This is a genomic window from Paenibacillus sp. FSL M7-0802, assembly GCF_038004945.1.
In the GTDB taxonomy this organism is placed as follows: domain Bacteria; phylum Bacillota; class Bacilli; order Paenibacillales; family Paenibacillaceae; genus Paenibacillus; species Paenibacillus polymyxa_B.
On sequence record NZ_JBBOSD010000001.1, the window covers coordinates 5515014 to 5539463 of the forward strand.

The 24450-nt window shown below is 40.9% G+C and carries 27 protein-coding genes and 4 pseudogenes; 24 read left to right on the top strand and 7 right to left on the bottom strand.

Annotated features, from left to right (window positions below):
• Positions 1-89 precede the first annotated feature (89 nt).
• The 9 genes and pseudogenes from MHB54_RS25215 to MHB54_RS28790 form a co-directional block, all read left to right on the top strand.
• Positions 90-227 (top strand): annotated as a pseudogene (locus MHB54_RS25215) (PTS transporter subunit EIIB); the annotation flags it as partial.
• A gap of 117 nt (positions 228-344) precedes the next feature.
• Entirely contained in the window at positions 345-770 is a 426-nt protein-coding gene (locus tag MHB54_RS25220; RefSeq protein WP_264453679.1) for a PTS sugar transporter subunit IIA, read from the top strand.
• Positions 771-798: 28 nt separating this feature from the next.
• Complete coding sequence (locus MHB54_RS25225) at positions 799-2241, top strand: 6-phospho-beta-glucosidase (RefSeq protein WP_264453680.1); 1443 nt, start codon at positions 799-801, stop codon at positions 2239-2241.
• A gap of 112 nt (positions 2242-2353) precedes the next feature.
• Entirely contained in the window at positions 2354-2476 is a 123-nt protein-coding gene (locus MHB54_RS25230; protein ID WP_256026491.1) for a hypothetical protein, read from the top strand.
• Positions 2477-2644: 168 nt separating this feature from the next.
• Positions 2645-3127, top strand: coding sequence for a hypothetical protein (locus MHB54_RS25235; RefSeq protein WP_264453682.1), 483 nt, complete (start codon positions 2645-2647; stop codon positions 3125-3127).
• 276 nt (positions 3128-3403) lie between these two features.
• Complete coding sequence (locus MHB54_RS25240) at positions 3404-3613, top strand: hypothetical protein (protein WP_068942639.1); 210 nt, start codon at positions 3404-3406, stop codon at positions 3611-3613.
• Between the two features lie 51 nt (positions 3614-3664).
• On the top strand, positions 3665-3871 hold the full coding sequence (locus tag MHB54_RS28785; RefSeq protein ID WP_413630573.1) for a kelch repeat-containing protein: 207 nt from the start codon (positions 3665-3667) through the stop codon (positions 3869-3871).
• A pseudogene (locus MHB54_RS25245) lies at positions 3777-4382 on the top strand (Kelch repeat-containing protein); the annotation flags it as partial. The gene MHB54_RS28785 and the pseudogene MHB54_RS25245, both read left to right, overlap by 95 nt.
• A gap of 72 nt (positions 4383-4454) precedes the next feature.
• Positions 4455-4700 (top strand): annotated as a pseudogene (locus MHB54_RS28790) (fibronectin type III domain-containing protein); the annotation flags it as partial.
• 57 nt (positions 4701-4757) lie between these two features.
• Here MHB54_RS28790 and MHB54_RS25255 read toward each other — a convergent pair.
• Positions 4758-5090 (bottom strand): hypothetical protein, encoded by a 333-nt coding sequence (locus MHB54_RS25255; RefSeq protein WP_023989013.1) that lies wholly within the window; start codon positions 5088-5090, stop codon positions 4758-4760.
• A gap of 887 nt (positions 5091-5977) precedes the next feature.
• On the opposite strand from MHB54_RS25255, the pseudogene MHB54_RS25260 reads away from it, so the two are divergent.
• From MHB54_RS25260 to MHB54_RS25290, 6 genes and pseudogenes are all read left to right on the top strand, one after another.
• Positions 5978-6224 (top strand): annotated as a pseudogene (locus MHB54_RS25260) (YolD-like family protein).
• A 152-nt stretch (positions 6225-6376) separates the two neighbouring features.
• Positions 6377-7522 carry a hypothetical protein gene (locus tag MHB54_RS25265; RefSeq protein WP_264453684.1) on the top strand — a complete coding sequence of 382 codons (1146 nt, stop codon included), beginning with the start codon at positions 6377-6379 and terminating at the stop codon, positions 7520-7522.
• Positions 7523-7536: 14 nt separating this feature from the next.
• Positions 7537-7923: a hypothetical protein gene (locus MHB54_RS25270; RefSeq protein ID WP_264453685.1), complete on the top strand. Its 387-nt coding sequence runs from the start codon at positions 7537-7539 to the stop codon at positions 7921-7923.
• Positions 7924-8060: 137 nt separating this feature from the next.
• Complete coding sequence (locus tag MHB54_RS25275; protein WP_264453686.1) at positions 8061-8282, top strand: hypothetical protein; 222 nt, start codon at positions 8061-8063, stop codon at positions 8280-8282.
• Positions 8283-8427: 145 nt separating this feature from the next.
• The gene (locus tag MHB54_RS25280; protein WP_023989009.1) at positions 8428-8697 is read left to right on the top strand and encodes a CPCC family cysteine-rich protein; all 270 of its coding nucleotides are present in this window, start codon (positions 8428-8430) and stop codon (positions 8695-8697) included.
• An 885-nt stretch (positions 8698-9582) separates the two neighbouring features.
• A complete protein-coding gene (locus tag MHB54_RS25290; RefSeq protein ID WP_023989007.1) occupies positions 9583-9690 on the top strand; it encodes a hypothetical protein in 108 nt (35 codons plus the stop codon).
• Positions 9691-10690: 1000 nt separating this feature from the next.
• Here MHB54_RS25290 and MHB54_RS25295 read toward each other — a convergent pair.
• From MHB54_RS25295 to lexA, 5 genes are all read right to left on the bottom strand, one after another.
• Positions 10691-11038 (bottom strand): PLAT/LH2 domain-containing protein, encoded by a 348-nt coding sequence (locus tag MHB54_RS25295; RefSeq protein ID WP_264453687.1) that lies wholly within the window; start codon positions 11036-11038, stop codon positions 10691-10693.
• 697 nt (positions 11039-11735) lie between these two features.
• Positions 11736-11876 (bottom strand): hypothetical protein, encoded by a 141-nt coding sequence (locus MHB54_RS25300; RefSeq protein WP_167348633.1) that lies wholly within the window; start codon positions 11874-11876, stop codon positions 11736-11738.
• A 40-nt stretch (positions 11877-11916) separates the two neighbouring features.
• Entirely contained in the window at positions 11917-12081 is a 165-nt protein-coding gene (locus tag MHB54_RS25305) for a hypothetical protein (RefSeq protein ID WP_013310546.1), read from the bottom strand.
• A 236-nt stretch (positions 12082-12317) separates the two neighbouring features.
• Positions 12318-12620 carry a hypothetical protein gene (locus MHB54_RS25310; protein ID WP_028541732.1) on the bottom strand — a complete coding sequence of 101 codons (303 nt, stop codon included), beginning with the start codon at positions 12618-12620 and terminating at the stop codon, positions 12318-12320.
• 282 nt (positions 12621-12902) lie between these two features.
• Positions 12903-13529 (bottom strand): transcriptional repressor LexA, encoded by a 627-nt coding sequence (gene lexA, locus MHB54_RS25315; RefSeq protein ID WP_013310545.1) that lies wholly within the window; start codon positions 13527-13529, stop codon positions 12903-12905.
• A gap of 188 nt (positions 13530-13717) precedes the next feature.
• On the opposite strand from lexA, the gene MHB54_RS25320 reads away from it, so the two are divergent.
• The 4 genes from MHB54_RS25320 to MHB54_RS25335 all read left to right on the top strand — a co-directional run bounded on the left by MHB54_RS25320 (position 13718) and on the right by MHB54_RS25335 (position 15981).
• Positions 13718-14086: a LysM peptidoglycan-binding domain-containing protein gene (locus MHB54_RS25320; RefSeq protein ID WP_264454828.1), complete on the top strand. Its 369-nt coding sequence runs from the start codon at positions 13718-13720 to the stop codon at positions 14084-14086.
• 108 nt (positions 14087-14194) lie between these two features.
• On the top strand, positions 14195-14401 hold the full coding sequence (locus tag MHB54_RS25325; protein ID WP_013310543.1) for a DUF896 domain-containing protein: 207 nt from the start codon (positions 14195-14197) through the stop codon (positions 14399-14401).
• 120 nt (positions 14402-14521) lie between these two features.
• Positions 14522-15031 carry a hypothetical protein gene (locus MHB54_RS25330; RefSeq protein WP_023989003.1) on the top strand — a complete coding sequence of 170 codons (510 nt, stop codon included), beginning with the start codon at positions 14522-14524 and terminating at the stop codon, positions 15029-15031.
• 155 nt (positions 15032-15186) lie between these two features.
• The gene (locus MHB54_RS25335) at positions 15187-15981 is read left to right on the top strand and encodes an HAD family hydrolase (RefSeq protein WP_023989002.1); all 795 of its coding nucleotides are present in this window, start codon (positions 15187-15189) and stop codon (positions 15979-15981) included.
• Positions 15982-16080: 99 nt separating this feature from the next.
• On the opposite strand, the gene MHB54_RS25340 is transcribed toward MHB54_RS25335, so the two are convergent.
• Positions 16081-16623, bottom strand: coding sequence for a 1,2-dihydroxy-3-keto-5-methylthiopentene dioxygenase (locus MHB54_RS25340; protein ID WP_264453688.1), 543 nt, complete (start codon positions 16621-16623; stop codon positions 16081-16083).
• A 279-nt stretch (positions 16624-16902) separates the two neighbouring features.
• On the opposite strand from MHB54_RS25340, the gene metH reads away from it, so the two are divergent.
• The 5 genes from metH to MHB54_RS25365 all read left to right on the top strand — a co-directional run bounded on the left by metH (position 16903) and on the right by MHB54_RS25365 (position 24392).
• Entirely contained in the window at positions 16903-20343 is a 3441-nt protein-coding gene (gene metH, locus MHB54_RS25345; RefSeq protein ID WP_068942630.1) for a methionine synthase, read from the top strand.
• Positions 20344-20422: 79 nt separating this feature from the next.
• On the top strand, positions 20423-21352 hold the full coding sequence (gene rnz / locus MHB54_RS25350; protein WP_053325610.1) for a ribonuclease Z: 930 nt from the start codon (positions 20423-20425) through the stop codon (positions 21350-21352).
• A 464-nt stretch (positions 21353-21816) separates the two neighbouring features.
• On the top strand, positions 21817-22665 hold the full coding sequence (locus tag MHB54_RS25355; RefSeq protein WP_081047481.1) for a TIGR01457 family HAD-type hydrolase: 849 nt from the start codon (positions 21817-21819) through the stop codon (positions 22663-22665).
• A 70-nt stretch (positions 22666-22735) separates the two neighbouring features.
• Complete coding sequence (locus tag MHB54_RS25360; RefSeq protein ID WP_028541727.1) at positions 22736-23554, top strand: Fpg/Nei family DNA glycosylase; 819 nt, start codon at positions 22736-22738, stop codon at positions 23552-23554.
• The gene (locus MHB54_RS25365; protein WP_264454829.1) at positions 23544-24392 is read left to right on the top strand and encodes a deoxyribonuclease IV; all 849 of its coding nucleotides are present in this window, start codon (positions 23544-23546) and stop codon (positions 24390-24392) included. The genes MHB54_RS25360 and MHB54_RS25365 overlap by 11 nt, the downstream gene beginning before the upstream one ends.
• Positions 24393-24450 lie beyond the last annotated feature (58 nt).

Sequence of the window (24450 nt, forward strand, 5' to 3'; positions counted from 1 at the left end):
CCAGCATGGTGATGTTGCCTAAGATCTATGCACGGGGCAGCTATTCAGTTTTTTTTAATGCAAAGTCACAGCTGAGAGGAAGAGCATTCATGAATTATGACCAGTTGACCAAGGAGATTTTGTCTCGAGTTGGCGGTATTGAAAGCGTTACCATAGTTATTCATTGTGTAACACGATTGCGCTTTCAATTGAAGGACGAAGGATTGTCCAAAACGGAATGGCTGCGACAGGAATGATTAAAGGATTCAATGAACTGTTTTTGCTTTCGGTTGGATTACTGAAACATCTGGGACGTATCAATTGTCTTGACCTACTTCATTGGTTTTAAAGATCCAACAGAAACAATGTCAACAAATATGGGCGACAAACAAGAACCCATTCCCAACATAAGTCAATTGAATGACCAACCATTTGAAATTGTTAGTCCGATGACCGGTACTGTTGTTAGACTCCAAGATATTAAAGACGAGACTTTTGCAGGAGAGCATATGGGGAAAGGGATAGCCATCCGCCCCACGAATGGACGTGTCGTTTCCCCAGTGAACGGCATTGTACAAACGATTTACCGTACTAAACATGCCATTGGTCTCATTAGTGATGACGGGGTAGAAATACTCATTCATATCGGACAAGATACGGTTCAGTTAAAAGGTCAGCATTTCAATGCATTTGTTAAGGATGGTGATCGTGTTCAGGTCAGTGATGTCATTGTAGGGACCAAAAATGACATGGTTAATGAAAAAGAACATTTAATCAAAGTATATGTATAAAAAATAGGGAGGTACGTGGAAATGTTTAATGAAATCACTAAATTCCCGGATAATTTTCTGGTGGGGTGGAGCTACAGCTGCGAATCAAATTGAGGGAGCTTACCTGGCTGATGGTAAGGGACTGACGACCATTGATTTGATGCCGACGGGGCCCAAACGTAATCAGGTTTCGACTGGCAACTTAAATTCATTTGTACCCGAGGAAGGCGAGTTTTATCCTTCACATGAAGCTATCGATTTTTATCATCGTTATAAAGAGGATATCGCGCTTTTTGCTGAAATGGGTTTCAAATCATTTCGAATGTCGATCTCCTGGGCCCGTATCTTTCCCAATGGTGACGATATAACTCCAAATGAAGCAGGATTGCAATTTTACGATGACGTGTTTGATGAACTTCTGAAGTACAATATTGAGCCTGTCGTTACGATTTGTCACTTTGATTTACCCGTGAACTTGGCGAAAACGTATGGCGGCTGGAAAAACCGAATCATGATTAAACTATTTGAAAAATACTCTAAAACACTGTTTGAACGCTATAAAAATAAAGTGAAATACTGGATGACATTCAATGAAATTAATATGTTATTGCATCTTCCTTATACAGGAGCGGGCATTATTTTTGAAGAAGGCGAGGACAAACAACAAGTTCTGTATCAAGCAGCGCATCATGAACTGGTTGCAAGTGCACTAGCAGTCAAGGCTTGTCATGAAATTATTCCTAACGCCATGATGGGATGTATGTCGGCGGCTGGAAATGTGTATCCATACAGTAGCAATCCGGAAGATTACTGGGAAGTAATGAAAATGGAGCGTGATTCATACTTCTTGATTGATGTGCAGTCCAAAGGGGAGTATCCCGGTTATGCCAAACGCTTTTTCATCGAGAATGGAATTCAGCTAGAGCTTGAGTCTGAAGATTTGGAGATTTTGAAGACATATACTGTGGATTACATCGGTTTCAGCTATTATTCGAGCCGTTGTACCAGTGCTGATCCTGAAATTCTGAAAAATTTTACGGATGGGAATGTGTTTGGTTCCGTAATCAATCCTTACTTGGAAACTTCCGAGTGGGGATGGACGATTGATCCAAAAGGCATGCGTATTACCTGCAACCAGTTGCATGAAAGGTACAACAAACCATTGTTTATCGTTGAGAATGGACTTGGTGCGCAAGATACTCTTATGGACAACGATACCATTGAAGACGATTACCGCATCTCGTATTTGGATCTTCACTTTGCAGAGATTGCTGAAGCAATAAAAGATGGGGTTGATATTATAGGGTACACAAGTTGGGGGCCGATTGATCTTGTGAGTAACGGTACCGGCGAAATGAAGAAGCGGTATGGTTACATCTATGTGGACAAAAACAATGACGGTTCTGGCACGCTTAGAAGAATTAGAAAGAAAAGTTTTCATTGGTACAAAGACGTCATTGCGAGTAATGGAACAAAGTACTTTCAGAAATAATCACTTTATCTGTAATGGACCGCATAATCTTAAATTTTTGAAACTGCTGCAAATTGAAAGGGCATCAGACACTGATGTTCTTTTCTTTAGTTAGGGTGAAAAATATTGTTTATTGAATTTGTTTGTTTATATCACCAAGTTTAGTGGCTTTGGTGTAATACAACCGTTGGGCGAGGATTTGATAGATATTGTGGACTACGGCGCAGTTGGAGAAGATTACACCGGAGTTAATTAAGATTAACGGATCTTATTTCTTTCGTGAGCAGTTTGAATTTAGAGTGGACGCGAAAAAGGAGACTTAATCAAATGTGTATTTTTCATGTCAGACAAAGCTCCCCTTACTTTGACAGTCATTAAGCTGTATGTTTATTAATGAGTATTAAAAGAAGGAGAGGACAAAAAAATGAGAATGAAATTAGGAAGGAAAGCTACTTTATGTTTTTCCACAATCGCTCTCTTGTTTTCAGTTATTGCTCCGTTGTCAGCTTCTGCAGATGCAGCAACTGTAACGCTTGACACTTACAAAAATTTCACAAATCAAGAAATAGTTTTATTACAATCAGTAATATTTAAAGATGACACGGCATATACAGATGTATCAGTTACAGGGAAAAGAGTGAAATTTTCAATTAATGGTTTGGAAAATCCTTTTAATGCTAATTATTATAATCGTTTGGTCTGGACAAGTGATGAAAATACACCGAGTATAGAAAATACGTTATCAGTAAAAATTGCACCAAAAACAGGGAGTCTTTACGGTTCCAGTAGCTATGAGAACCTTTCTCTGATAAAACAAAAGATCAACTCTGATTCAAAAGTATATGGATGGATTCAATTAGAATCAAAAGAGTGGGCTAAAGCAGGATCAGCTATAATTAAATATTAAAAAATCCTTAACGTTTGAGGTAAGTGAATGCTCAAATAAAACAGAAATCTCTGCTAACCACAATTGGTCGGCAGAGATTTTTCGTTGACCAGTTTGAATTAGAGTAGATGTGAAAGGCTCAACTGGGTAACTGGTATGAGTCTTTTTTATACCCATTAAAAAATAAATATGCAAATATTTAGATTATATTTATAGATCAGCAAGTTTATGTTTAGACAGGTTTTTAAGAATGATTTATATTGGTAATAGTTCAATATATTGCTAGGAGGAGATCGAGTGATAAGTAAAATTAAAGCATTATGGAGCATTTTAATTGTAGTGATAGTGTTCTTGAATATGTCAGCTATAGAGGTAAAAGCAGAAGCTGTAAGCGATGAATGGTCGATTAAAACGACTATAGAAAATCCTAAGGCGGTAAGTGCTGTTTCTGAATTGAATGGCAAGATATATATTTTCGGTGGTTCTTCAGGATCAAACCCATATTAGGATGTTCAAATTTATGAGCCGAAAAATAATATATGGGCCTCAGGAAGTAGCATGCCTACGGCTCGTTCTACAGCAACTTCCGTTGTTTATAGAAATGATATTTATGTTATTGGTGGCTATACAGGTAATGCCTTTAGCTGGACAGGAGGCTCCTCAGTAAATAATGTTGAAGTTTACAATACCCAGACAGATACATGGAGTGTTAGGAAAGCTATGCCGCAGGCTGGCTTTAGGTTCGTTGACAAGTGTTTTGTATAAGGAAAAGATTTATGTGTTTGGTGGGATGACAACAAATACGCGTTCAGTTGCTACTGTCCAAGTATATGATCCGGCTTCCGACAGCTGTTCAACGAAGAAACCTATGCCGAATACACTTCATGGTTCCTCTGCAGTTGTACATAAGGACAAAATCTATCTTGTAGCAGGTAGACATATTGATAATAATTCAAATGTCTCACTAAACACATTTCTTGAATGTGATCCTGATAACGATAACTGGTCAACTAAACCCAATCTTTTGACAGCACGTGGAGGGGCCCAAGCTGTCATTTATTCCAATAAAATATTTGCTATTGCTGGAAAAACTGAAGCAGGTGGACGTAGTTATGAACTTAATGCAGTAGAATCCTTTGATTTTGAACAGAATAACTGGTCTCCTGAGGCTAGCTTAAAGCAAGCCAGAAGTAGGGCAGGGGCTATAACATTAGGTGGACAAATTTACGTTATTGGAGGAAGTCAGAGTACATTGGCAAATTCTCCGGTTAATACTATAGAGATATTCGGGAAGATTGACGGTTCCACACCTGAGCCGGCACCAACTCCCGAACCAACTGATCCATCTCTACCAACTGGGGACCGTGCAATTCTGGTGGTTACTATGACAACTGGTTTGGAAAAGGAGTTTGACCTAAGCATGAAAGAGGTCAATGACTTTATCTCATGGTATGAGGGCAAGCAGGCTGGTTCTGGATAGGCTTCATACGCCATTAATAAACACGATAATAATAAAGGTCCATTCAGCAGCCGAAAGGATTACATGCTATATGATCGTATCCTAACATTTGAAGTAAGTGAATATTCTAAATAAATTTAAAAGCTCTGCTAACCTTAATTGGTCGGTAGAGCTTTTAACTGTTCACGCCTCTTATAATGTATCAAGGTATTCTTTCTGGGATTTGATATAATCTTCCACACCATCATGATAGGTAAATCTACCGCCATTTTTATCAATAATCCAGTTGATCTTCTCGTCATTTAACAAGACTCCATACATGCAGTGATGAAGCAGTTCAATTTGTTTTTCATCCCTAATTCGGATCAAGTGTTTTTCTTGTTCGTCAATGAGGTACCATTTCGTTTCTGTTTCATCTACATCTAGATCTACATCCGCATCCACATACAGTATTGATACCGACAAGGGGAATGGCCAGTCAAACCAATGTTCTCGCTTGTCTTCTCTATAACCTTCAAATGCCATGGTTATTTCCTCCTACTTGGATAATTTCCTGATTAGTTAACTGTAACTAACGTGCTGCGATTGTACGCTTTATTGAACACTGTTTTTTGGGAACTCGCAGCTATCCTCAGCCTTTGGCATCTTGGCACTAATGGGGTGAATGACCTGCCGTTTGAGGTTGGCACGAACTGCGATGCGTCTGTTTAGGCTGGGTTAATGGGGGGGAGGTCCGAACTTTATTGTAAATCCCTCATTTGCTCAATTTGTAAAGGCAATGCTGGTTCAATGGAGAATTTTCGGCAGTAGCCCCTTTTGACAATGGACGAGTAGGCTTTTAGGAATACACACATTAAATTTACTGCTGTTCTTGTCTTATCCTATTGGCTCAGGAATATCGCCCCCATATTCTTTCCATGGCTTTACGTGCGCCATCGTAAACTTCTGCAAAAGTTTAGTGTAACTTTGGCAACCGTCTATTCCGCTATTGTTGTTGCATAATAGTTGTGTCCGCTTTCGTCGTTCATTGTTCTGATCTGTATAGTATACGGAAACGCCGGGTAACAAAGAAGTTGAACGCTTTGTTACCTGATATCGAACGCTACTCCAATACTCTACAATAATTCTGCTGAGCGAAGACGGGTGCCCAACATGATGGAACTGGAGATAAAGACAGGTAGCAGTGTAGTGGACATAAAGGCGCGCGGTTGCTGGCTTTGGGAAGAAGGGGACAACAAGAGCGATATGCGCTATATATTGTAATCATAGAGGGCTGGGATGGTGACCAAAAGATCATTACATTTTCCTCGTCTGGAAATAGGCATTATACGGTATTAAACCTCCAATGATCGGGAGTTTATTTTTTGTACTCAGAATATAATTTGTGCATAACACATCAGGAGGCTACATACATGTCAAAAAGACTCGAAGGTAATGGATTATGGGAAAGCAGCTGCATCTTCATACTGGAACATAAGGAAGCGTATCTAAAGCTCATGAAAGACCGTCAACGGCGCGGCAAGCCAGAGTTGGATGATCAGGAAGTGCAGCTAATCGAGCAAGCGCTAATAGATTCCTACAACTCACGTACGGCTGTCACGCGGTGAGGATGATTTTAGCTGGATTAAGTTGGAGGATATTATTTCTGCAAGTACATAAAAGGCCCTAGGTAACCGGGTCTTTTTTACGTCCTTTACCAAGTTAAAATATGTTTACTATTTAATATTTTTCGTATATATTAATATTTGGAAATTATTTTTCATAAATTTTTCCTGCGAAAATAGATTGAATTAATAGAGGAGATTATCTCAATGAGCATTTCATTAAGAATAGAACGCAAATCCGGTGTTGAACCAATCGAGTTTGTAAAGGGTGAGATCACTGGCTTTACTTATAAGAATAATAGTTCCATAAACCTTTCAGCAAAGGCTACAAACTCGGCTCATTCGCCACATATTCGAAGCAAAATTCCGCTTCATTCGCTTCCTTCAGTTATAGACAATGCGGATAATTCCAACATGCTGTACACATGGGCAAACGCAGAATATAAACCTGATAGTGAGGGCTACTATCGAAAATGTAACATCCAAGTCGTGAGAAATGAAAACGCGATCCGTGATATTACGTTTACACACGCTTATGTAGATAAGTATCAAGAACAGATTGATACCAGCAAAAAGATTCTTGAGTTTGAACTTGTTTTAAAACAAAAAGAAGATCAATTGGGAAAAATTCAGTACACTCCTCAGTTAGAACCTAAGGAAACAAGAGAACAGGATCAGCCTGATGTCTCGCAAAAAATACTAGAAGGCGCATATAGTAAGAATATGTTAGTGTATGCAGGAAATAATACTTTTCCGTTTGAAAATCCTATGGTAGAACTAGAAAAGACTTGGGTGCGAGGCGTAGAGCAGGTAAAAGATTCGACAGACACTGTAATACATTATCCTGATCGTAAAGCATTTACATTAGTAGCTGTTCCTATAGCTCGAAAGAAGTACGGGGACATCACAGCAAATTTACTTCAGCATTCACTTGATTACAAACCAGGACATTTACACTTTAATGAGTGGTCGTATGAGGCGCAGCAAATTAAAAAATCCAAAGAACATAATATGTATGTAATTGATAAAGCAGTACAAAAAGCTAACGACAAAAAAGTTAAAAGTTTTTCAAGTGAGGGGTCTATTGCAATTGAAAGTGACAGAGATTTGTATAACGCTTTTCACAAAATGAAGTACAAAATAGATGGAACATATGTAAAAGGACAATGGAAAATTACTACAATATATTATGATGTATATAATTTTGAATATAATTTTAAACAAATGTTTACTGGGGACAACAAGCTCGGTTGGGCTGCGGCCAACCTAACAAATTTAATGGAATCATGGGGAACACTCAATGAGTATACATCTTATGTTACAGTAACTGATACAAAAAAGGCTTGGAAGTGAGGTGTGAAGTGCAGATGAAGCGCAGATACATCTACATTTTGATCTCTCTACTAGTTATAGCTACTACTTTAATTTTTCTGGAAAATTCTGGAGACGACACGATCAGGAAGTACCCATATGGCAAAGATACGTTAGAGTTTTTTGGAGATGGGACTTTTCAGATTTACAGAGGAGGAGGAGCGGGTGAGCCTCCAATACTATACACTCATCAAATTGAAGCTCCAAATTCAGTGATTGATAACGTTCTGTCTTATAAAATAGAAAAAAATATCGTATATGTGGTTGGTGAGAATGGCTTCATTAAATTGGATTCAAGTACCAACACGTACGAGCAAAAGAAACGGATTTCCGACTTTACTTCCAAAGATAGAGAAATATTCAATAAATTAATAGAAAAATAGAAGTTATCATAGCAAATGTGTTAGAAAGGGAGCTTTAATTTGTTCACTAAGGTTAAGTTAATATGCGCTTTAGTTGAGTAATTGTTATGTAAGTATTCTAAATTTATAAAAAATGGTTAACCACCAGTGGTGATTTTATGATTATTAAAATTGAAGGTTACTTTTTTCAAAATTTGATTACTGGTCACCAATGCACACAAGAAGAACTATATCAAAAGTATATACAAGCAAAAATGATAACTCTTAATATTAGAGATTTACCTGATATATTTTGTCGACTTCATAATTTTAATCGATTGCGTTTTGAAGATGACACAGAGGTTGGTTATGTGATTGATACAGATACAGACAGGATATAGAGACCGATATATTGATGTTTAAAGTTTAAAGCGATTTATCCGAAAGATATCTTCCTATCTCCTTTAATTACAAGTAATGAAGGACTCACTTAACTGGCTAACGGAACAAAAAAATAGATACATAATAAGGAGAGGTCTTATAGCGGTGGGAAAATATACTTGTCCTTGCTGTGGTTACAAAACCTTAAACGATGAACCGCCTGGAACCTATGATATTTGTGAAATTTGTTTTTGGGAAGATGATGGTATTCAGTTTGCAGATCCTGATTATGATGGCGGGGCAAACATAGTATCTTTAAGACAGGGCCAGCAAAATTATAAAGTTTTTGGCGCTTGCGAAGAAAAATGCATAGAGTTTGTGAGAAAAGCCTCAGATAAAGATATACGCGATACGAACTGGGAACCCTATAACTAACTGGAACGTTAGTTCTACTTTCCATCTAATGTTAAGAGGAATTTTCTTGAAGTTTTTGAAGGAGCAAATATAGATATGTGGGGTGGCACTGGAACGCGCCGAAGGGTTTAATCGATTAGCCAGGCAAAGAGTGGTACAAGGGCTTCTTCGGGGATTCCACCACAAAAACGGCCTTTTTTATCGTTGGGGATAAGATCAAAGTAACAAGCCAAGGTACTTGGAACTGGACAGAACGTTTAATATCGTAAGGCGAGTAGCTTGACCTTACATAAATTCTTTTGAAATATCACCAAACCGTTGCATAATCCGAAAGAATGGGTGATACCCTACTGGCATGCGCTGACGGGATGTTTATTGTTTTGGAATATAGTAGAATTCATTAATTGAGTCTTGAGGAGTGAAAAATATATACTCGAAGCCATAACTCAATGCAATTAAATTGAATTAAGGCAGATATAAAGAAGGACTCTATCAGCTAAATGCTGTAGGAGTCCTTCTTGTTGTTCTTTAGTTGTGGCAATAGTAAAAGTTCTTCATCAGTGGCACCTTGCTGGATACGCTGGTAAAGTGTTTTTATTTTCCTAGAAGTCCATCCCATAAACAAGACCTCGCATAGCCTGTGGAGTAAACAAAGGAGGCGTTACGTGTGAGAGGAATAGAAAGAGGTTACGAAGAGACGGCCGGGAAGATTTGGACATCGATAGCTGCTGTCTTGGCACTCTTCATTTTGTTGGTAATCATCTTGAAATTAATTCTTTTATAAAGATTATTAGGCTCTACCGGTTTATCTGGGTGTGAGCCTTTGTTTTGTTTACCTGCATGCCCTATCACTGAACGTATTTATACATATATTAAGGTGAACGACAAATAAAGGAGGTTTAAGACATGGGTGCATATGAAGGTGCAGGTGGCGGCGGTGTATGGACTTCTACAGCGGCAATTTTAGTGCTCTTTATTCTCTTAGTTATCATCACTAAATCACTTTGGGTTTAATTCGTGAAAAGAACTGTTGGATAATACCACTTCACTCATGGATGGCAAATAGTTGAACTCAATGAGCGCATAAGCTATTTGGCAATAGCTACAGTATTCGCTTCTCTTTTGGCGAATACTTGGTGGATTTCCTGCCATAATAGATTTGCGCTTATTGTATTTTGTAAGAAGGGGAATGTTTCATTGAATGGGTACAATCCTTCCTAATACCTAAATTTAATCTCAGATAGGGCCTTATTAGTTTGCAACAATAACTGGTATGAGTCTTTTATTTGCGATAATACGCACGATACTTTGACACATCTTTCAGTATAGTATTTAGAAGATTTATTATACTTTGGAGGTATCCTATGATAAGAGAATTGGCTTGAGGGTTAATTGCTTTCACTGGCGGCTATTGGGGATGAGATTATTGTGAAAATACAAGAGAGTAATGTAACTGTTGATCATAAGTACAAATTGGTAAAGTAGAATACCGAACTGTTCGCAGCTACGCTAAGTCAGGTAGATGGAAATAATAATCCAATATTCGAAAATGTACATGATCAACTTAAAAGTATTGAGACTAAAAGAGACATGCTAAATCGAAAAAATTAGGTGTTGTGATTTGATGCTTGAATTCTTTTTAAAGCTATGATTTTCTTAGTAGATTCAATATATTTTTCCAGCGGCCATTTCTTAGCTTTTGTTTATATAGCAAAATTACATAACATTTTCCCATTAGTGAGTTTATTCTTAAAATTGATTCTTGAGATGGGGTTATAATTACGGCGATACAATTTTAGTAGGATTATTCATCCAAAACTAAAAGACTCTATCCAAATATCGACAGAGTCTTTTGTATGAATATTTGTTTTAGGATGGAAAAAGTGTTTCGGAATCTGCGGAACCGCCGTCACCAAGCCAACGGTTAGGACCTGCAAATGAGAAAGTTTTCTCGTTTCCAGATATTTTGACATTAGCGATTTTCCAACCTGGTTTATACCCAGATCCATCAGTTCTAATAGTAATTTTTTCTGATGTCACCTAGGTTACTAGTGCTGATTCTTGTTGTATCGGAATCTCCTTGTTCAAAGCTACCATTGAGTGTAGCGGTAGCATAATCTCCATTAGAACCATACAGAGTTATAGAGATGTTCGAGTCTGTTCCGGCATCTTTGAGATTGGCCGTATTTACAGTAACGACATATTCAACATTAGCAAAAGGCGTAACAGACTCTATACTTCTATTTGAGTCTTGTAATGAACTATAAGTGTCACTTGTGACCTGATCTGCAAAAGAAGGTGCAGCAAAAGCTACAGATGAGATAAGCATTGCTACTGATGCTAGTAAAGATACTTTTTTCATTAATTGTTACCACCTTTCTAGTATTTGTATTTAATGTTATACATGTGTAATGTATTTGTACATAGTTCATTGGTTGTGAAGAGAAATTTTTTCTTGTCTTTGTTTGTTGTATTTTATCTTTATGTGTCGGATATTAGCTTTCTAAATAATCATGTAAGGGTATGATTATTTAGAGAAGGATTTTTAGCGCTTATCCAGAATGAATTGTCGAGTTGATCAACATGAATCATACATATGAAGTGTTGATCCAATATCGAATTGTTTTCAGCTGCATTAAGTCAGATAAGAGCATCTGTAGTCCAGCCGTTGAGTAGGATATGATGGAGTTTGTGGAATACGGTGGTGGGCAAGTGGGGCCTTATAAAGTTTTAAAATAAAAAATTGAGCAAACAATGCAGCAACGTACAAACCATGGACGGATATACAGCCGGAATACTTAAGTGAAAAAAGCTGAAGCAAGTTTGAGGGCTATAGGTGTGGTCAGTTGTACACAAAGTATTTGAGTCAAGAATGCTGCTGCTTTTGACTGGGTACCATTTCGCTTCTGTTTTAACCAGTGGAAGCATAGTTGAATATGTATGGTATTTAAAAGGAAGGCAACTGAATTTAGCAGTTCTATGGGATTTAGGAGTTGGGTGTATCGTTTAACACAAAAAAAGCAGGAAGAATCCTTCCCGCTTTTGCTTGAAAACGATTATTAACGTCTGCGTTGTCTATCATTTACGCTAAACAGATTAACAGCCAGTGCGTTACCTCTTGCACGCGCAATGGCTCTTTGAGTGGAACGGATGTTTAATCTTCTTCTTCTTAAATCACGTTTGCAATGTCTTCTGCTCATAATATCACCTCCCTTCAAGAAATGAAGGTACGGTTAAATCTTAGTGGCGTTTATGCTTACGCTTGGAAATTTTGATATTCAAGGCATTGGTTGCTAGTGCATTTCCGCTTCCTGTTTTAGCAGCTGCGGCTTGAAAGACTTTAACGACCAGATATCTGTTTTTCCCGATGCGATGCTTATACGTTTTAACTCTATTTCTGATCATCTGCATATCTCCTTTGCTTAGTTCTGCTATATACATATGTCAATTGTGATAGTAATGTATCAGCATAAATCTATTAAAAGCAAAAAGAAGCTAGTACCTATATTCCTAATGGATAATAAAAAAACTCATGCGAACCTGTCTTCGCCTTTTCAACTTTACGTTGCAGGAGAATGTTACAGGCAGGTCGGCATGAGTCTAATAGTGTAGATAAAGATAATAGGCAGTTAGTATGAAAATTATTTACTATTAAGAGTGTTAAGTTTCTTCTCGTAGTACGCCTCTTGAGCAAGAATATGATTCAGTTGTTCAGAGAGCTGTTTATATTCTTGGCTGTCTTCTGGATAATTATTTCTTTCGAAAATTACAGCTTCGAGTTGCTTTTCTAAATACCTGAAATGGATAAGTATTTGTATATACTTAATACGGTCATAGGTTGTTATGTGGGAGTTCTCTTTTGCATACAAATGATCCATTGTTGGAACTACACAGCTTATGGCGATAAATATCACAACAAACGCTGAAATTATAATTTTTTTCATTTAATTCCTCCTACAGAGCTATAAGTAATTAATATACCATATTTATCTAAAACAAAGAAAGATCTATTAGTTTTGCCCATGACAGTATAGCTGCTCAAGGTCAGTGGGGGATTATTTGAGATGAGGAGGCTGATTTTTAGTAGAAAAAATAGGGATAGGTTGCTGAAATGAAAAAATAGTTGTGAGATACATAATAAACATAATAGCAATACAAAACCGGCTTGCCCTAGGCAGCCGGTTTTGTATTAGTGGATAGAATAACGGGGAAGAAAGAACGAGAAATCAGTGGAAGTCCCGGAAGAGTCCTACAACCTTGCCCAAAATGCTGACGTGTGTCAGGCGAAGCGGTTCAAAGGCTGGATTTTCAGGTTGAAGCCGAATATGATCCTTTTCTTTGTAGAAGGTTTTAACTGTAGCTTCGTCTTCATCTGTCATAGCTACAACAATATCACCATTATCAGCGGTCTGCTGCTGACGTACGATTACATAGTCTCCGTTAGCAATACCAGCTTCAATCATGCTTTCGCCTACAACAGATAACATGAATATTTTATCCTCACCAACAAAGTGTTGGGGAAGAGGAAAGTAATCTTCAATATTTTCTGTCGCCGTAATAGGAAGGCCAGCAGTTACTTTGCCGACGACGGGGACACGACTAATGGAGTAATTAATCAAGTTGCTGTTATCCGATTCGTCTTGACCGAGTAACTCAATAGCCCGTGGTTTTGTAGGATCGCGGCGAATGAGTCCTTTTTTCTCTAAACGATCCAAATGACCATGAACCGTAGAACTGGAGGCTAATCCGACAGCCTCGCCTATTTCGCGTACAGAAGGGGGGTATCCCTTTAGACGCACTTCATTGCGGATAAATTCAAGAATGGCCTGCTGGCGGCTCGAAATCTTAGACATACCGTATCAACCCCATTTAGTAACGTTTGGGAAAATTATAGCATAGAACCTCCGTTCGTACAAACATAAGTTCTAAATAATCCCTGAAAATAATTGCGAACTTTTGTTCTCTTTTCTATTGAACAAAACAAATGTTCGTGTTATATTGTGAAAACATAAGAACAAACGTTTGGAGGACACAGCCAATGATGAAATATAGCACTTATCAAAGTATTTTTCCGATGAATTTAGAAAATTTACAGGAGACTCGAAAAGAGGGTAGGGCACGTTTTATGCAGATTATTACCAATACTCTTTTACTTAAGCTTCTTATTATAGTGATTGTTGCTTGGATTGCAGGGGCAGGTGTACTTACAGTTTTCGCGGCACCTTCAGCTTCCAAGGAAGAAGTGGCTAAACTGACCGTACAACCTGGGGATACGTTGTGGGAGATTGCCGCAAATCATAAACCGGAACGAATGGATACACGGGTATATATAGAAGGAATTGTGCGGATTAACGGTTTGGAGGATCGGGGAGTGCAGGCAGGTCAGGTACTCAAGCTTCCTAACTTCTGATCTATAGTCTATTAGAGCTTGTCAGGGAGCGTAATACGGGAGCCTTGACAAGCTCTTTTCTACATGTCAAAGTGTATTATATCTTTGCTTTTATGGAGGGGACACAATTTGGATATAGACAGCTTGGTACAGCGCATTAATGAATTAGCGCGCAAAGCAAAATCCGAGGGTTTGACGGAAGAGGAAGCCACAGAGCGCGCCAATCTTCGGGAAATTTATTTAGGTAACATTCGCCGTAATTTTCGGCAGCAGCTTGAGACGATTGAATTTGTGGACGATGATACATCGAAAGGAAATGACGGGCTGAAGCATTAATGTTGTTAAAGTGCCCAAGCCTGCAATTTGCCTTTTGTTTTAGGTACCTTTTATGGTATCTATATAGATCAGCTTTGAGGCAATTGTTTTAATGTAATATATCTGGGAAGGAATTGAGAGATGGCCCGATCATTTGAAAGAAAAGTACGCAAAAACACAGCGCATTTAAATAAATCGCGCAAAAAGCAAGGCATTCAAACCATTAGCGGCGCAGGTTCTACAATGGATATTTTCCGTGGCCGTAACATTACTGTGCCAATTATGCTGGCTGGTCTTTCTGTATTGTACATGCTTATGAGTTACTTTTTGACTAAGACCGGTATGCGAGGGATGGATTGGCTTGTATTCGGCCTGTACTTGATGCTGGCTGTTATCTTTTTCATCCGTCGTCCTTATTTGAAAGTGGGAAAGGATACTCTCTATATGCTGAAAGGTGGTAGAGAACGTCCAATGACGGCAGGGGACATGAAAGCCATCAAGATTGAAAAGGGTTACGTAACCGTTGAAAGAAAAGGTAAGGGTGGTAATTTTATTTTCACAAAATCATTAGGTCGCTATGACACGGATGCCATTGCAGAGCGACTTGAGAAGTTTGCGCTATCCAATCAGATACAGGTAGACAAGAAATAACTGATTTAGCCTGTAGCTCTGTAACAAAGGCCGTATGATGTTATTTCATATAACATGCTGCGGCCGCTTGCTTAATATGGGCACACATAACGATTCAAATGCTTAATCAAGCAAATAGGCGTACATATACTGTGGAAAGAGAGTGGATAATTCAGATGACGATTCAGGCGGTAATGTTTGATCTTGATGATACCCTTTTGTGGGATGAACGTAGTGTAGAAGAGGCATTTGATGCAGCGTGTCAAACAGGCTCCCGTGAAGCAGGCGTTGATCCAAAAACTCTGGAGGAAGCCGTACGTAAGGAAGCACGCGCTTTGTATGAATCCTATGAAACCTTTAGTTTTACTCAAATGATCGGCATTAATCCGTTTGAAGGATTGTGGGCGAATTTTACAGCAGGTGAGCAACCTGAATTCCGCCAATTGGAACAGTTGGCCCCTGTTTATCGAAAGGAATCATGGCGCAGAGGACTCCAGCAACTAGGGATAGATAATGAGAAGTTGGCGGAAAAGCTGGCTACCCAATTTGCTTCGGAAAGACGCGCGCGTCCACATGTATATGAAGAAACGTTCGAGATTCTAGAACAATTGAAGGGACATTACAAGCTGTTATTGCTGACAAATGGCTCCCCTGATCTACAACAGGAGAAACTGGATGGAGTTCCTCAATTAGCTCCTTTCTTTGATCATGTTGTCATTTCAGGTTCATTTGGTCGAGGCAAGCCTGATCCGTCTATATTCCAGCATGCTTTGGGGCTTCTTGGTATTGAGCCTGAACATGCTTTAATGGTAGGAGATAAACTGACGACTGATATTCAAGGAGCGTTGGCAGCAGGTGTACACTCGGTCTGGGTGAACCGAAACACTAAAACCAATACCACAGAGATCAAGCCGAAGTTCCAAATCAAGCATCTGTCTGAATTGGACGGAATTATTCAATCGTTAAAGTAAGAAATCAATAGTCTTTAGAAACGAGTATTAAGAAAACTCCCTTCGCTATTGTTACAGAGCAGAGGGAGTTTTTTTATTCACACAAGGATAAATTCGTAATTATGCTTTAATGAAGGTTGGATCTTCATACGGTTCGGCAATCCAGCCATTTTCTTCGATGAACAAGCGGATTGCGACGATCTTTTGATTCTCCATTAAAGTGAAGAAGTGAGGTATATTTTCAGGTACAGAGATAACGTCCCCCGGTGAAAGCTCTACGTTAAAATAGCCGATCTCTTCAGGGCCTTTAATGATGAAGATGCCTTTACCAGCGACAATGGCACGGATTTCATCCTCGGTGTGGGTGTGAATTTGCTCAAACTTGGCCAGCAGCTCGTCCAAATTCGGCGTTGCTTCAGATAAAGTGATAACGTCCCATATTTTATATCCGCGACGTGCGGCTAAATCCTTGATTTCAGGTTCAAATGTTTTGAGAACAGCGGCCTTTTGATTATCTGTTAAGGTAAAGTTTTCTTGCAACTCCCCAGACAATTTGGAAGCATCCCAATGTTCATACAATATCTCGTGACTCTCCAGAAATTCACGTACTTGTTCTTCACCGCTAATTCGTTCATTCGTATTACGTATTAAGATTTCGGCCATATATATTCCCTCTTTTCCACTTGGATTAATGTTGTATAAAGAATACCATGTCTTGAAACGTTGTACAATACAGGATTTCAACATTTTATAATGCAAATGACCATAGCTAAAGGATGCAGGGTTAAGTACGCTCTATAATGCTACAAACTATAAAAATGGATAAGAGAAGTCATTTTTACAAAGAACAACCTGTATAAAACGTATGTTTTTACTTCAATCTATCTAAATGATACGGTTTCTGCTAAACTAGGATTTAACGTTTTGCGGGGGTGAAGAAATTTGGATAAAGTTAGCTTGCAGGATGCATTACAACGAAGAATACTCCTTCTTGATGGGGCCATGGGCACCATGATTCAACAGGAAGACCTTTCCCCCGATGATTTTGGTGGGGAAGAGCTGGAGGGCTGTAATGAAATGCTGGTCTTAACGAGACCGGATGTCATTCAAGGGATTCATGAAGCATACTTGAAGGCCGGAGCAGATCTAATTGAAACGAATACATTTGGAGCAACATCCGTCGTTTTGGCGGATTACGATATACCAGAACGTGCCCGTGAAATTAATCTGGTGGCGGCCAAACTGGCGCGTAACGCGGTGGATAAATACAGCACTGCGGACAAGCCTCGTTTTGTAGTAGGAGCTATGGGCCCAACCACGAAAACCTTGTCTGTCACAGGTGGGGTTACATTTGCTGAGCTGATTGAAAGCTATCAAGAGCAGGCCTTGGCGCTTATTGAAGGCGGCGTGGATGTACTCCTTTTGGAGACCTCACAGGATACGCTTAACGTCAAAGCTGGAAGCATCGGAATTCGGCAAGCTTTTGAGCAGACAGGTATCGAGCTTCCGCTAATGATTTCAGGCACGATTGAGCCTATGGGAACGACGTTGGCCGGACAAAATATCGAATCCTTTTGCATATCACTGGAACACTTGCACCCAATTTCGATTGGATTGAATTGTGCTACAGGTCCAGAGTTTATGCGTGATCATATTCGCTCTCTGTCTGAAATGTCCTCTGCAGCTATTAGCTGTTATCCAAATGCGGGCTTGCCCGATGAAAATGGCCAATACCATGAATCGCCTGATTCATTAGCACGTAAAATGGCTGCTTTTGCTGAAAAAGGCTGGTTGAATATTGCTGGGGGTTGTTGTGGTACCACGCCTGAGCATATTCGAGTTATGAGTGAAAGTATGGCGCAGTTTGAGCCGCGTCCGCTGGTAGGTCATCATCCTCCTGCCGTATCGGGCATTGAGCCTGTATATATTGAACAGGACAATCGTCCGTATATGGTTGGTGAGCGAACGAATGTTCTGGGCTCCCGCAAATTCAAGCGTTTGATCGTGGAAGGCAAATATGAAGAGGCATCTGAAATTGCCCGTGCTCAGGTAAAAAGCGGAGCGCATGTCATTGATATTTGTGTGCAGGACCCGGATCGCGATGAAATGACGGATATGGAAGCATTTTTGAAACTGGTTGTAAACAAGGTAAAGGTACCTTTAGTGATTGATACCACGGATATTAAAGTCATTGATAAAGCACTTCAATATTCGCAAGGCAAGGCAATAATTAACTCCATTAATTTGGAGGATGGTGAAGAGAAATTTGAGAAAATGGCTCCTCTTATTCATAAGTACGGCGCCGCTGTTGTTGTTGGAACAATTGATGAACGCGGACAGGCTATTTCACGTGAGGATAAGCTTGAGGTAGCTAAACGTTCTTATGATCTGTTGGTGAACCGTTACGGTTTGGCAGCGGAGGATCTAATTTTTGATACGCTCGTATTCCCAGTAGGAACAGGTGATGAGCAATATATCGGTTCAGCTAAGGAAACCATTGAGGGCATTCGCATTATTAAAGAAGCGCTTCCCGGGGTGCATACCATCCTGGGCATCAGTAACGTATCTTTTGGTTTGCCGGAAGCGGGTCGTGAAGTGCTCAATTCCGTCTATTTATATGAATGCACCAAAGCAGGTCTGGACTATGCGATTGTAAACACTGAGAAGCTTGAACGTTATGCATCCATTCCAGAGCATGAGCGGAAACTTGCGGAAGACTTGATCTATAAAACAAATGACGATACTTTATCCGCTTTTGTAGCAGCTTTCCGTAACAAGAAAGTGGAGAAAAAAGAAAAGATATCAAACCTTTCGCTCGAAGAACGACTGGCTTCCTATGTAGTCGAGGGAAGTAAGGAGGGACTCATTCCGGATCTGGAGCAAGCGCTCGTGAAATATTCTTCGCTGGAGATTATTAACGGCCCGCTGATGAAGGGGATGGAGGAAGTAGGACGACTGTTTAACAATAATGAACTGATTGTTGCGGAGGTGCTGCAAAGCGCTGAAGTGATGAAGGCGTCCGTAGCCTATTTAGAGCCGTTCATGGAGAAGAATGAATCCTCAGTAAAAGGTAAGATTTTGTTGGCTACAGTCAAAGGTGATGTGCATGACATTGGTAAGAATCTGGTGGAGATTATTCTATCCAACAATGGTTACCATATCGTGAATCTGGGTATAAAAGTACCACCAGAACGCATTATTGAGGCTTACCGTGAAGAAAAGGCCGATATGATTGGCTTATCCGGACTGCTTGTTAAATCGGCACAACAAATGGTGCTGACCGCACAGGATTTGAAAAATGCGAATATTGATATTCCAATAATGGTTGGTGGAGCTGCTTTAACACGTAAGTTCACTAAAAATCGTATCCGTCCTGAGTATGATGGTCTGGTTGCCTATGCAAAGGATGCTATGGATGGGCTGGATATTGCCAACAAGCTTATGAATCCTGAGTCCCGCAAAAAAATGGCTGAGGACATGGAGGCTGAGCGGGAGGCTGAAGCGGCAATAGTCGTGGAAGCTAAGCCGCTCCCTAAGCTCACTCGAGCTGTGCGCTCTAACATTGCTCAGGATCTGCCCGTCTATATTCCACCAGATACGGATCGTCATGTACTGCGTAATTATCCACTGAATTATATTTTGCCTTACGTGAATATGCAAATGCTAATGGGGCATCATCTTGGTTTAAAAGGCAATGTTGAGCAGCTGCTGGCTTCGGAAGATCCGAAAGCGATTCAGTTGAAGGAAACCGTGGACAGCATCATGTTTGAAGCTGTGACGGACGGAATCATCCAGGCACATGCTATGTATCGTTTCTTTCCAGCGCAGTCCCAAGGAAATCAAATTCTGATCTATGATCCGTCGGATGTGAGCAAGGTACTGCACACATTTACATTCCCGCGCCAGCAGGTAGAGCCTTATCTATGTCTGGCTGATTTCTTGAAATCAGTGGAATCCGGGGTTATGGACTATGTAGGTTTCATGGTCGTTACAGCTGGTCATGGGATTCAGCAGATATCTACCCGGTGGAAAGATAAAGGGGATTATCTGCGCTCGCATGCACTTCAAGCGGTAGCACTCGAAGTAGCAGAAGGGTTAGCGGAACGGCTTCACCATATTATCAGGGATAGCTGGGGGTTCCCAGACCCTGCCGATATGACAATGAAACAGCGACACGGTGCCAGATATCAAGGCATACGGGTATCCTTTGGCTATCCGGCATGTCCAGATCTGGAGGATCAGGGGCCGTTGTTCCAGTTGTTAAAACCTGAGGATATTGGCGTTGAGCTGACGGAAGGGTTTATGATGGAACCGGAGGCTTCTGTATCAGCCATGGTGTTCAGCCACCCTCAGGCGCAGTATTTTAACGTCGAAAAGGTTTAACACCTTTATCAGATAGGATAGCAAATATCCTCCGAGCTTCGGAGGTTTTTTGCTGGTCAGCAGGAAGAAGGTTAATGTTATGGAATTTTATTTTCTCGGTACAAATGCAGGGGTGCCTACGATTCAGCGAAATGTAACGTCCATCGCTCTTCGTTTGCTGGAAGAACGAAGAAGCATGTGGCTGTTCGACTGTGGCGAAGGCACTCAACAAGAGGTATTGCGTTCGCCGCTCAAACTAAGCAGACTTGAAAAAATATTTATCACCCATTTGCATGGGGATCATCTTTTCGGTCTGCCGGGACTGCTGTCGAGCAGGGCGTATCAGGGGGGAACGACACCACTGACGGTATATGGACCGCCTGGAATCCAGCAATATATCGAGCTATCTTTAGGGATCAGTCAATCGCGTATCAATTACCAACTACATATTGTGGAGCATACGGGCGGGGTTCTGTTTGATGACGGTCAATTCCGGGTGGAGTCAGCTTTGCTGGATCATCGGATCGACAGCTATGGCTACCGAGTTGTAGAGATGGATAAGCCCGGTAAGCTTAACCAAGAGCTGTTGGAGCGATATGGTATTAAGCCCGGCCCGGTGTACGGTAAGTTAAAGCGTGGGGAAAGCGTGGAGGTAGAAGGTGGAGTTATTTTGCATCCTCAGGATGTACTGGGTTCGCCGAAAAAAGGGCGTATTATCACGATTTTAGGGGATACGAGACCTTGTCCGAATACGGTAGTGCTGGCTCAAGATGCAACTGTCGTCGTTCATGAAGCCACTTTTCTGCATGAACTGTCAGATACAGCATACGAGTATCATCATAGTACGGCGCTTCAAGCAGCGGAAGCTGCAAAAGCCGCAGGTGCGGGTCAGCTAATCATGACGCATTTTAGTTCTAGGTATAAAGATCAGGAGCAGCTTCAGCCATTGCTGGAGGAAGCGCAAAGCATATTTCCCAATTCATTGCTTGCGGAGCAGCATGTGTTGTTACCGGTACCCGATATCGGTTAATAAACGATTGGAGAAGATATGTTCATGGGTGCCGGGGCTTGCCCCGGTGCCTTTGTTTTTCACCCAAATTATTTTCCGGGAAAGCGCAGGATGCGACAAGAGATGAGAACCCGTACACGGTGGTGGGGGATGAATTTGTTCTACCACATATAGAGGCGTGTCATATTCGAGTTTCTATATATCGAATTTAAAGGATTCTATTTCTTGAGTATGACCAGGAAATACAGGAGATTTCCTTTGAGGAAATAGCTCCTTCGATGGATTTCGACGAAGAAGTGAACTTATGTCATGTGAAAGCGACGGCTTTTAGCGAGGAATGGCGCCATTTTGGAGGGTTTACCAGCAATTCATGGACTTCATAAGCATTTTTGACTTAAGATAGATGAGATGAATGGAGACGGCCGATTATTTTATGACCTGAATAATTAAGGTGGTTAAATAAGAAGGAGAACATCGTTCATGGGATGAATTATAATTTTCAATGCTCTGATGTGAATGGATTTGAAGTGGGGGAGGGGATTGCGATAAAATCGTTACTAATTGATCTGGATGGAACACTTTATCATGGAAATCGGATGATCAAGGGTGCGGATCTGTTCATATCCCGATTGCGTACAGACCAGATACCTTATGCTTATGTTACAAACAATGCTTCACGTACACCCGAATCGGTGGCTGAGCATTTGGTTGGTATGGGAATTGAAGCGGCCAGCCATGAAGTATATACTTCGGCGTTAGCAGCTGCACAATATGTTGCACAGCAAAGTCCTGGAGCTCGTGTCTATTGTATTGGTGAAACAGGATTACGCGATGCACTCACAGGAGCCGGTTTGCAGCTTGTTGAGAACCATCCTGATTATGTGGTGCAGGGGATAGATCGTCAATTTACATATGATGCGCTGGCCGCTGCCATGCGTTGGATTCGGGAAGGAGCAACTTTTATTTTGACAAACCCGGATCTCCAATTGCCTTCACATGATGGGCTAACGCCAGGTGCAGGTACGATTGGAGCTGCAATTGAAGCGGCTTCACAGGTAAAGCCTATTGTCATCGGTAAGCCTTCAAGCGTATTGATGAACTATGCGCTGAACCGCTTAAACATTAGGGCGGATGAAGCTCTGGTTGTGGGCGATAATATGCTTACAGATATTGCGGCAGGTGCAGCAGCAGGTTGTAAAACAGCTCTGATCCTGTCGGGCGTGACGACCCGCGCTAATATGGATGAACATGTGCGTACCGTTGGAGTGAAACCTGACCTGATGTTTGAAAATCTCGCTGAACTGCAGGACTGGATGAAAGAAGAGCTGAAATAATAGAAAGTATATGTCTTACAAAACTTGCGAGAATTAAAAGCTATGTAGCTACGAAAGGAAAGATGTTGATATGCCGGAACTTCCTGAAATGGAAAACTACAGAATCTTATTATCAAAACAAATTTTGGACATTCCGATTACTGGAGTGACGGTTAGTCGTGAAAAGTCCATTAATACTGAAGTGGAAACGTTTGAGAAGCAATTGCTGGGAACGACCGTTGTATATTTAGAGCGTCGAGGCAAGCATTTGATTTTTCATTTAAACACGGGCGGGCGGCTCGTACTTCATCTGATGTTGGGAGGACTGTTATATCTGGGAACGGAGGAGCAGCGTCCAGATCGTACAGTTCAGATCGAATTAGATTTTAGTGGATTAAAGCTTTATTTTATCGGACTGCGCTTAGGTTATCTGCACTTGCTGACGGCTAAAGAAACAGAGGAGGCTTTGTCAGACCTGGGACCTGATCCGTTAGACCGCCGCATGACATTGGAAAAGTTTACAGCACGGCTGAAGGGACGCCGGGGGATTTTGAAAACAACGCTGGTGAATCAGCAGATTTTTTCGGGTATTGGCAATTGTTATTCGGACGAAATTGCTTATATCGCCGGATTTACACCGGGTTCCAAAGTACAAAACATTGTGCAGTCGCCAGAAAAAGTGGAAAAGCTATATCATGCCACTCAATCCGTACTACGTGAAGCTACTGCGGAAGGCGGGTACATGGAAATGCCTCTAATGGAGGGGGACACGCTAACAGGTGGATTTGATCATCAGTGTCGAGTATATGACCGCGAAGGAGAAGAATCTCCAAGTGGCGGAAAAATTGTAAGGGTTGAACTGGCGGGGAAAAAAGCATTTTATTGCCCGGTACAGCAGCATGATGCCTAAATTGCTCATCGGCTCCCATGTGAGTACGCGTGGTGGCTTTTCCAAAGCCGCTATGCGTGCGCGAGAGCAGGGGGGACGTTCATTTCAATATTTCCCGAAAAATCCTCGTAGTCTTAGACTGAAGGAATGGAGTGCTACTGATGCTGCTGCTTGCAACGCTTACTGTTTAGAGCACCAGCTTCAATCCATTGCTCATTCACCATATCCTGTTAATCCGGCTCATGGGTCCGAGCGTGGTCAGGAACTTTATGAGCTGACGATTGCTTCATTACGCAATGATCTGGATATTGCTGAAGCCTGTGGGTCAAAAGGGATCGTCGTTCATTTTGGGCATCTGCATTCGTCAGACCCACTAGAGGGCTATCGTAACATTATTAACTGTTTTAATGATGTGCTGGAAGGCTGGCAAGGAAAAGCTAAAATATTGATTGAAAATCAGGCGGGGGATCACGGGCCCATGGGAACCACGCTTGAGGAACTGGTGCAAATCCGTCAGTTGTGCCAGAATCCTGACAGTATCGGCTTTTGCTTTGACACTTGTCATGCGTATGCAGCGGGATTATGGAACGGTGGAATGGACGAGGCTTTGATCGAAAAAGGGAATCGTCTCGGCTATTGGTCAGCTCTGTGCGGAGTTCATTTGAACGATTCTAAATACCCGTATGGCTCTAAAAAAGACAGACATGCCCGTGTGGGCCAAGGCTACATTGGTACTCAAGGAATGCGTTGGATGACAGATCAGGAGGCTGTAAGAGGTATTCCTATCGTTTTGGAGAGTGGGACGGGACCTGATGGGACACATCAGGAGGATATTCAAATGATTCTAAGCTGGGAGTAAATCGGTCTGATTGGTAATAACTATCTTTGAGGCTTGTGAGCTTGCATTTATGGGAAAA

Bases quoted from the DNA above. Each gene is read 5' to 3' on its own strand.
- MHB54_RS25220 (WP_264453679.1), top strand. From the start codon at position 345: ATGTCAACAAATATGGGCGACAAACAAGAACCCATTCCCAACATAAGT.
- MHB54_RS25225 (WP_264453680.1), top strand. From the start codon at position 799: ATGAAATCACTAAATTCCCGGATAATTTTCTGGTGGGGTGGAGCTACA.
- MHB54_RS25235 (WP_264453682.1), top strand. From the start codon at position 2,645: ATGAGAATGAAATTAGGAAGGAAAGCTACTTTATGTTTTTCCACAATC.
- MHB54_RS28785 (WP_413630573.1), top strand. From the start codon at position 3,665: ATGCCTACGGCTCGTTCTACAGCAACTTCCGTTGTTTATAGAAATGAT.
- MHB54_RS25255 (WP_023989013.1), bottom strand. From the start codon at position 5,090: ATGGCATTTGAAGGTTATAGAGAAGACAAGCGAGAACATTGGTTTGAC.
- MHB54_RS25265 (WP_264453684.1), top strand. From the start codon at position 6,377: ATGAGCATTTCATTAAGAATAGAACGCAAATCCGGTGTTGAACCAATC.
- MHB54_RS25270 (WP_264453685.1), top strand. From the start codon at position 7,537: ATGAAGCGCAGATACATCTACATTTTGATCTCTCTACTAGTTATAGCT.
- MHB54_RS25275 (WP_264453686.1), top strand. From the start codon at position 8,061: ATGATTATTAAAATTGAAGGTTACTTTTTTCAAAATTTGATTACTGGT.
- MHB54_RS25290 (WP_023989007.1), top strand. From the start codon at position 9,583: ATGGGTGCATATGAAGGTGCAGGTGGCGGCGGTGTATGGACTTCTACA.
- MHB54_RS25295 (WP_264453687.1), bottom strand. From the start codon at position 11,038: ATGAAAAAAGTATCTTTACTAGCATCAGTAGCAATGCTTATCTCATCT.
- MHB54_RS25300 (WP_167348633.1), bottom strand. From the start codon at position 11,876: ATGAGCAGAAGACATTGCAAACGTGATTTAAGAAGAAGAAGATTAAAC.
- MHB54_RS25305 (WP_013310546.1), bottom strand. From the start codon at position 12,081: ATGATCAGAAATAGAGTTAAAACGTATAAGCATCGCATCGGGAAAAAC.
- MHB54_RS25310 (WP_028541732.1), bottom strand. From the start codon at position 12,620: ATGAAAAAAATTATAATTTCAGCGTTTGTTGTGATATTTATCGCCATA.
- lexA (WP_013310545.1), bottom strand. From the start codon at position 13,529: ATGTCTAAGATTTCGAGCCGCCAGCAGGCCATTCTTGAATTTATCCGC.
- MHB54_RS25320 (WP_264454828.1), top strand. From the start codon at position 13,718: ATGAAATATAGCACTTATCAAAGTATTTTTCCGATGAATTTAGAAAAT.
- MHB54_RS25330 (WP_023989003.1), top strand. From the start codon at position 14,522: ATGGCCCGATCATTTGAAAGAAAAGTACGCAAAAACACAGCGCATTTA.
- MHB54_RS25335 (WP_023989002.1), top strand. From the start codon at position 15,187: ATGACGATTCAGGCGGTAATGTTTGATCTTGATGATACCCTTTTGTGG.
- MHB54_RS25340 (WP_264453688.1), bottom strand. From the start codon at position 16,623: ATGGCCGAAATCTTAATACGTAATACGAATGAACGAATTAGCGGTGAA.
- rnz (WP_053325610.1), top strand. From the start codon at position 20,423: ATGGAATTTTATTTTCTCGGTACAAATGCAGGGGTGCCTACGATTCAG.
- MHB54_RS25355 (WP_081047481.1), top strand. From the start codon at position 21,817: ATGAATTATAATTTTCAATGCTCTGATGTGAATGGATTTGAAGTGGGG.
- MHB54_RS25360 (WP_028541727.1), top strand. From the start codon at position 22,736: ATGCCGGAACTTCCTGAAATGGAAAACTACAGAATCTTATTATCAAAA.
- MHB54_RS25365 (WP_264454829.1), top strand. From the start codon at position 23,544: ATGATGCCTAAATTGCTCATCGGCTCCCATGTGAGTACGCGTGGTGGC.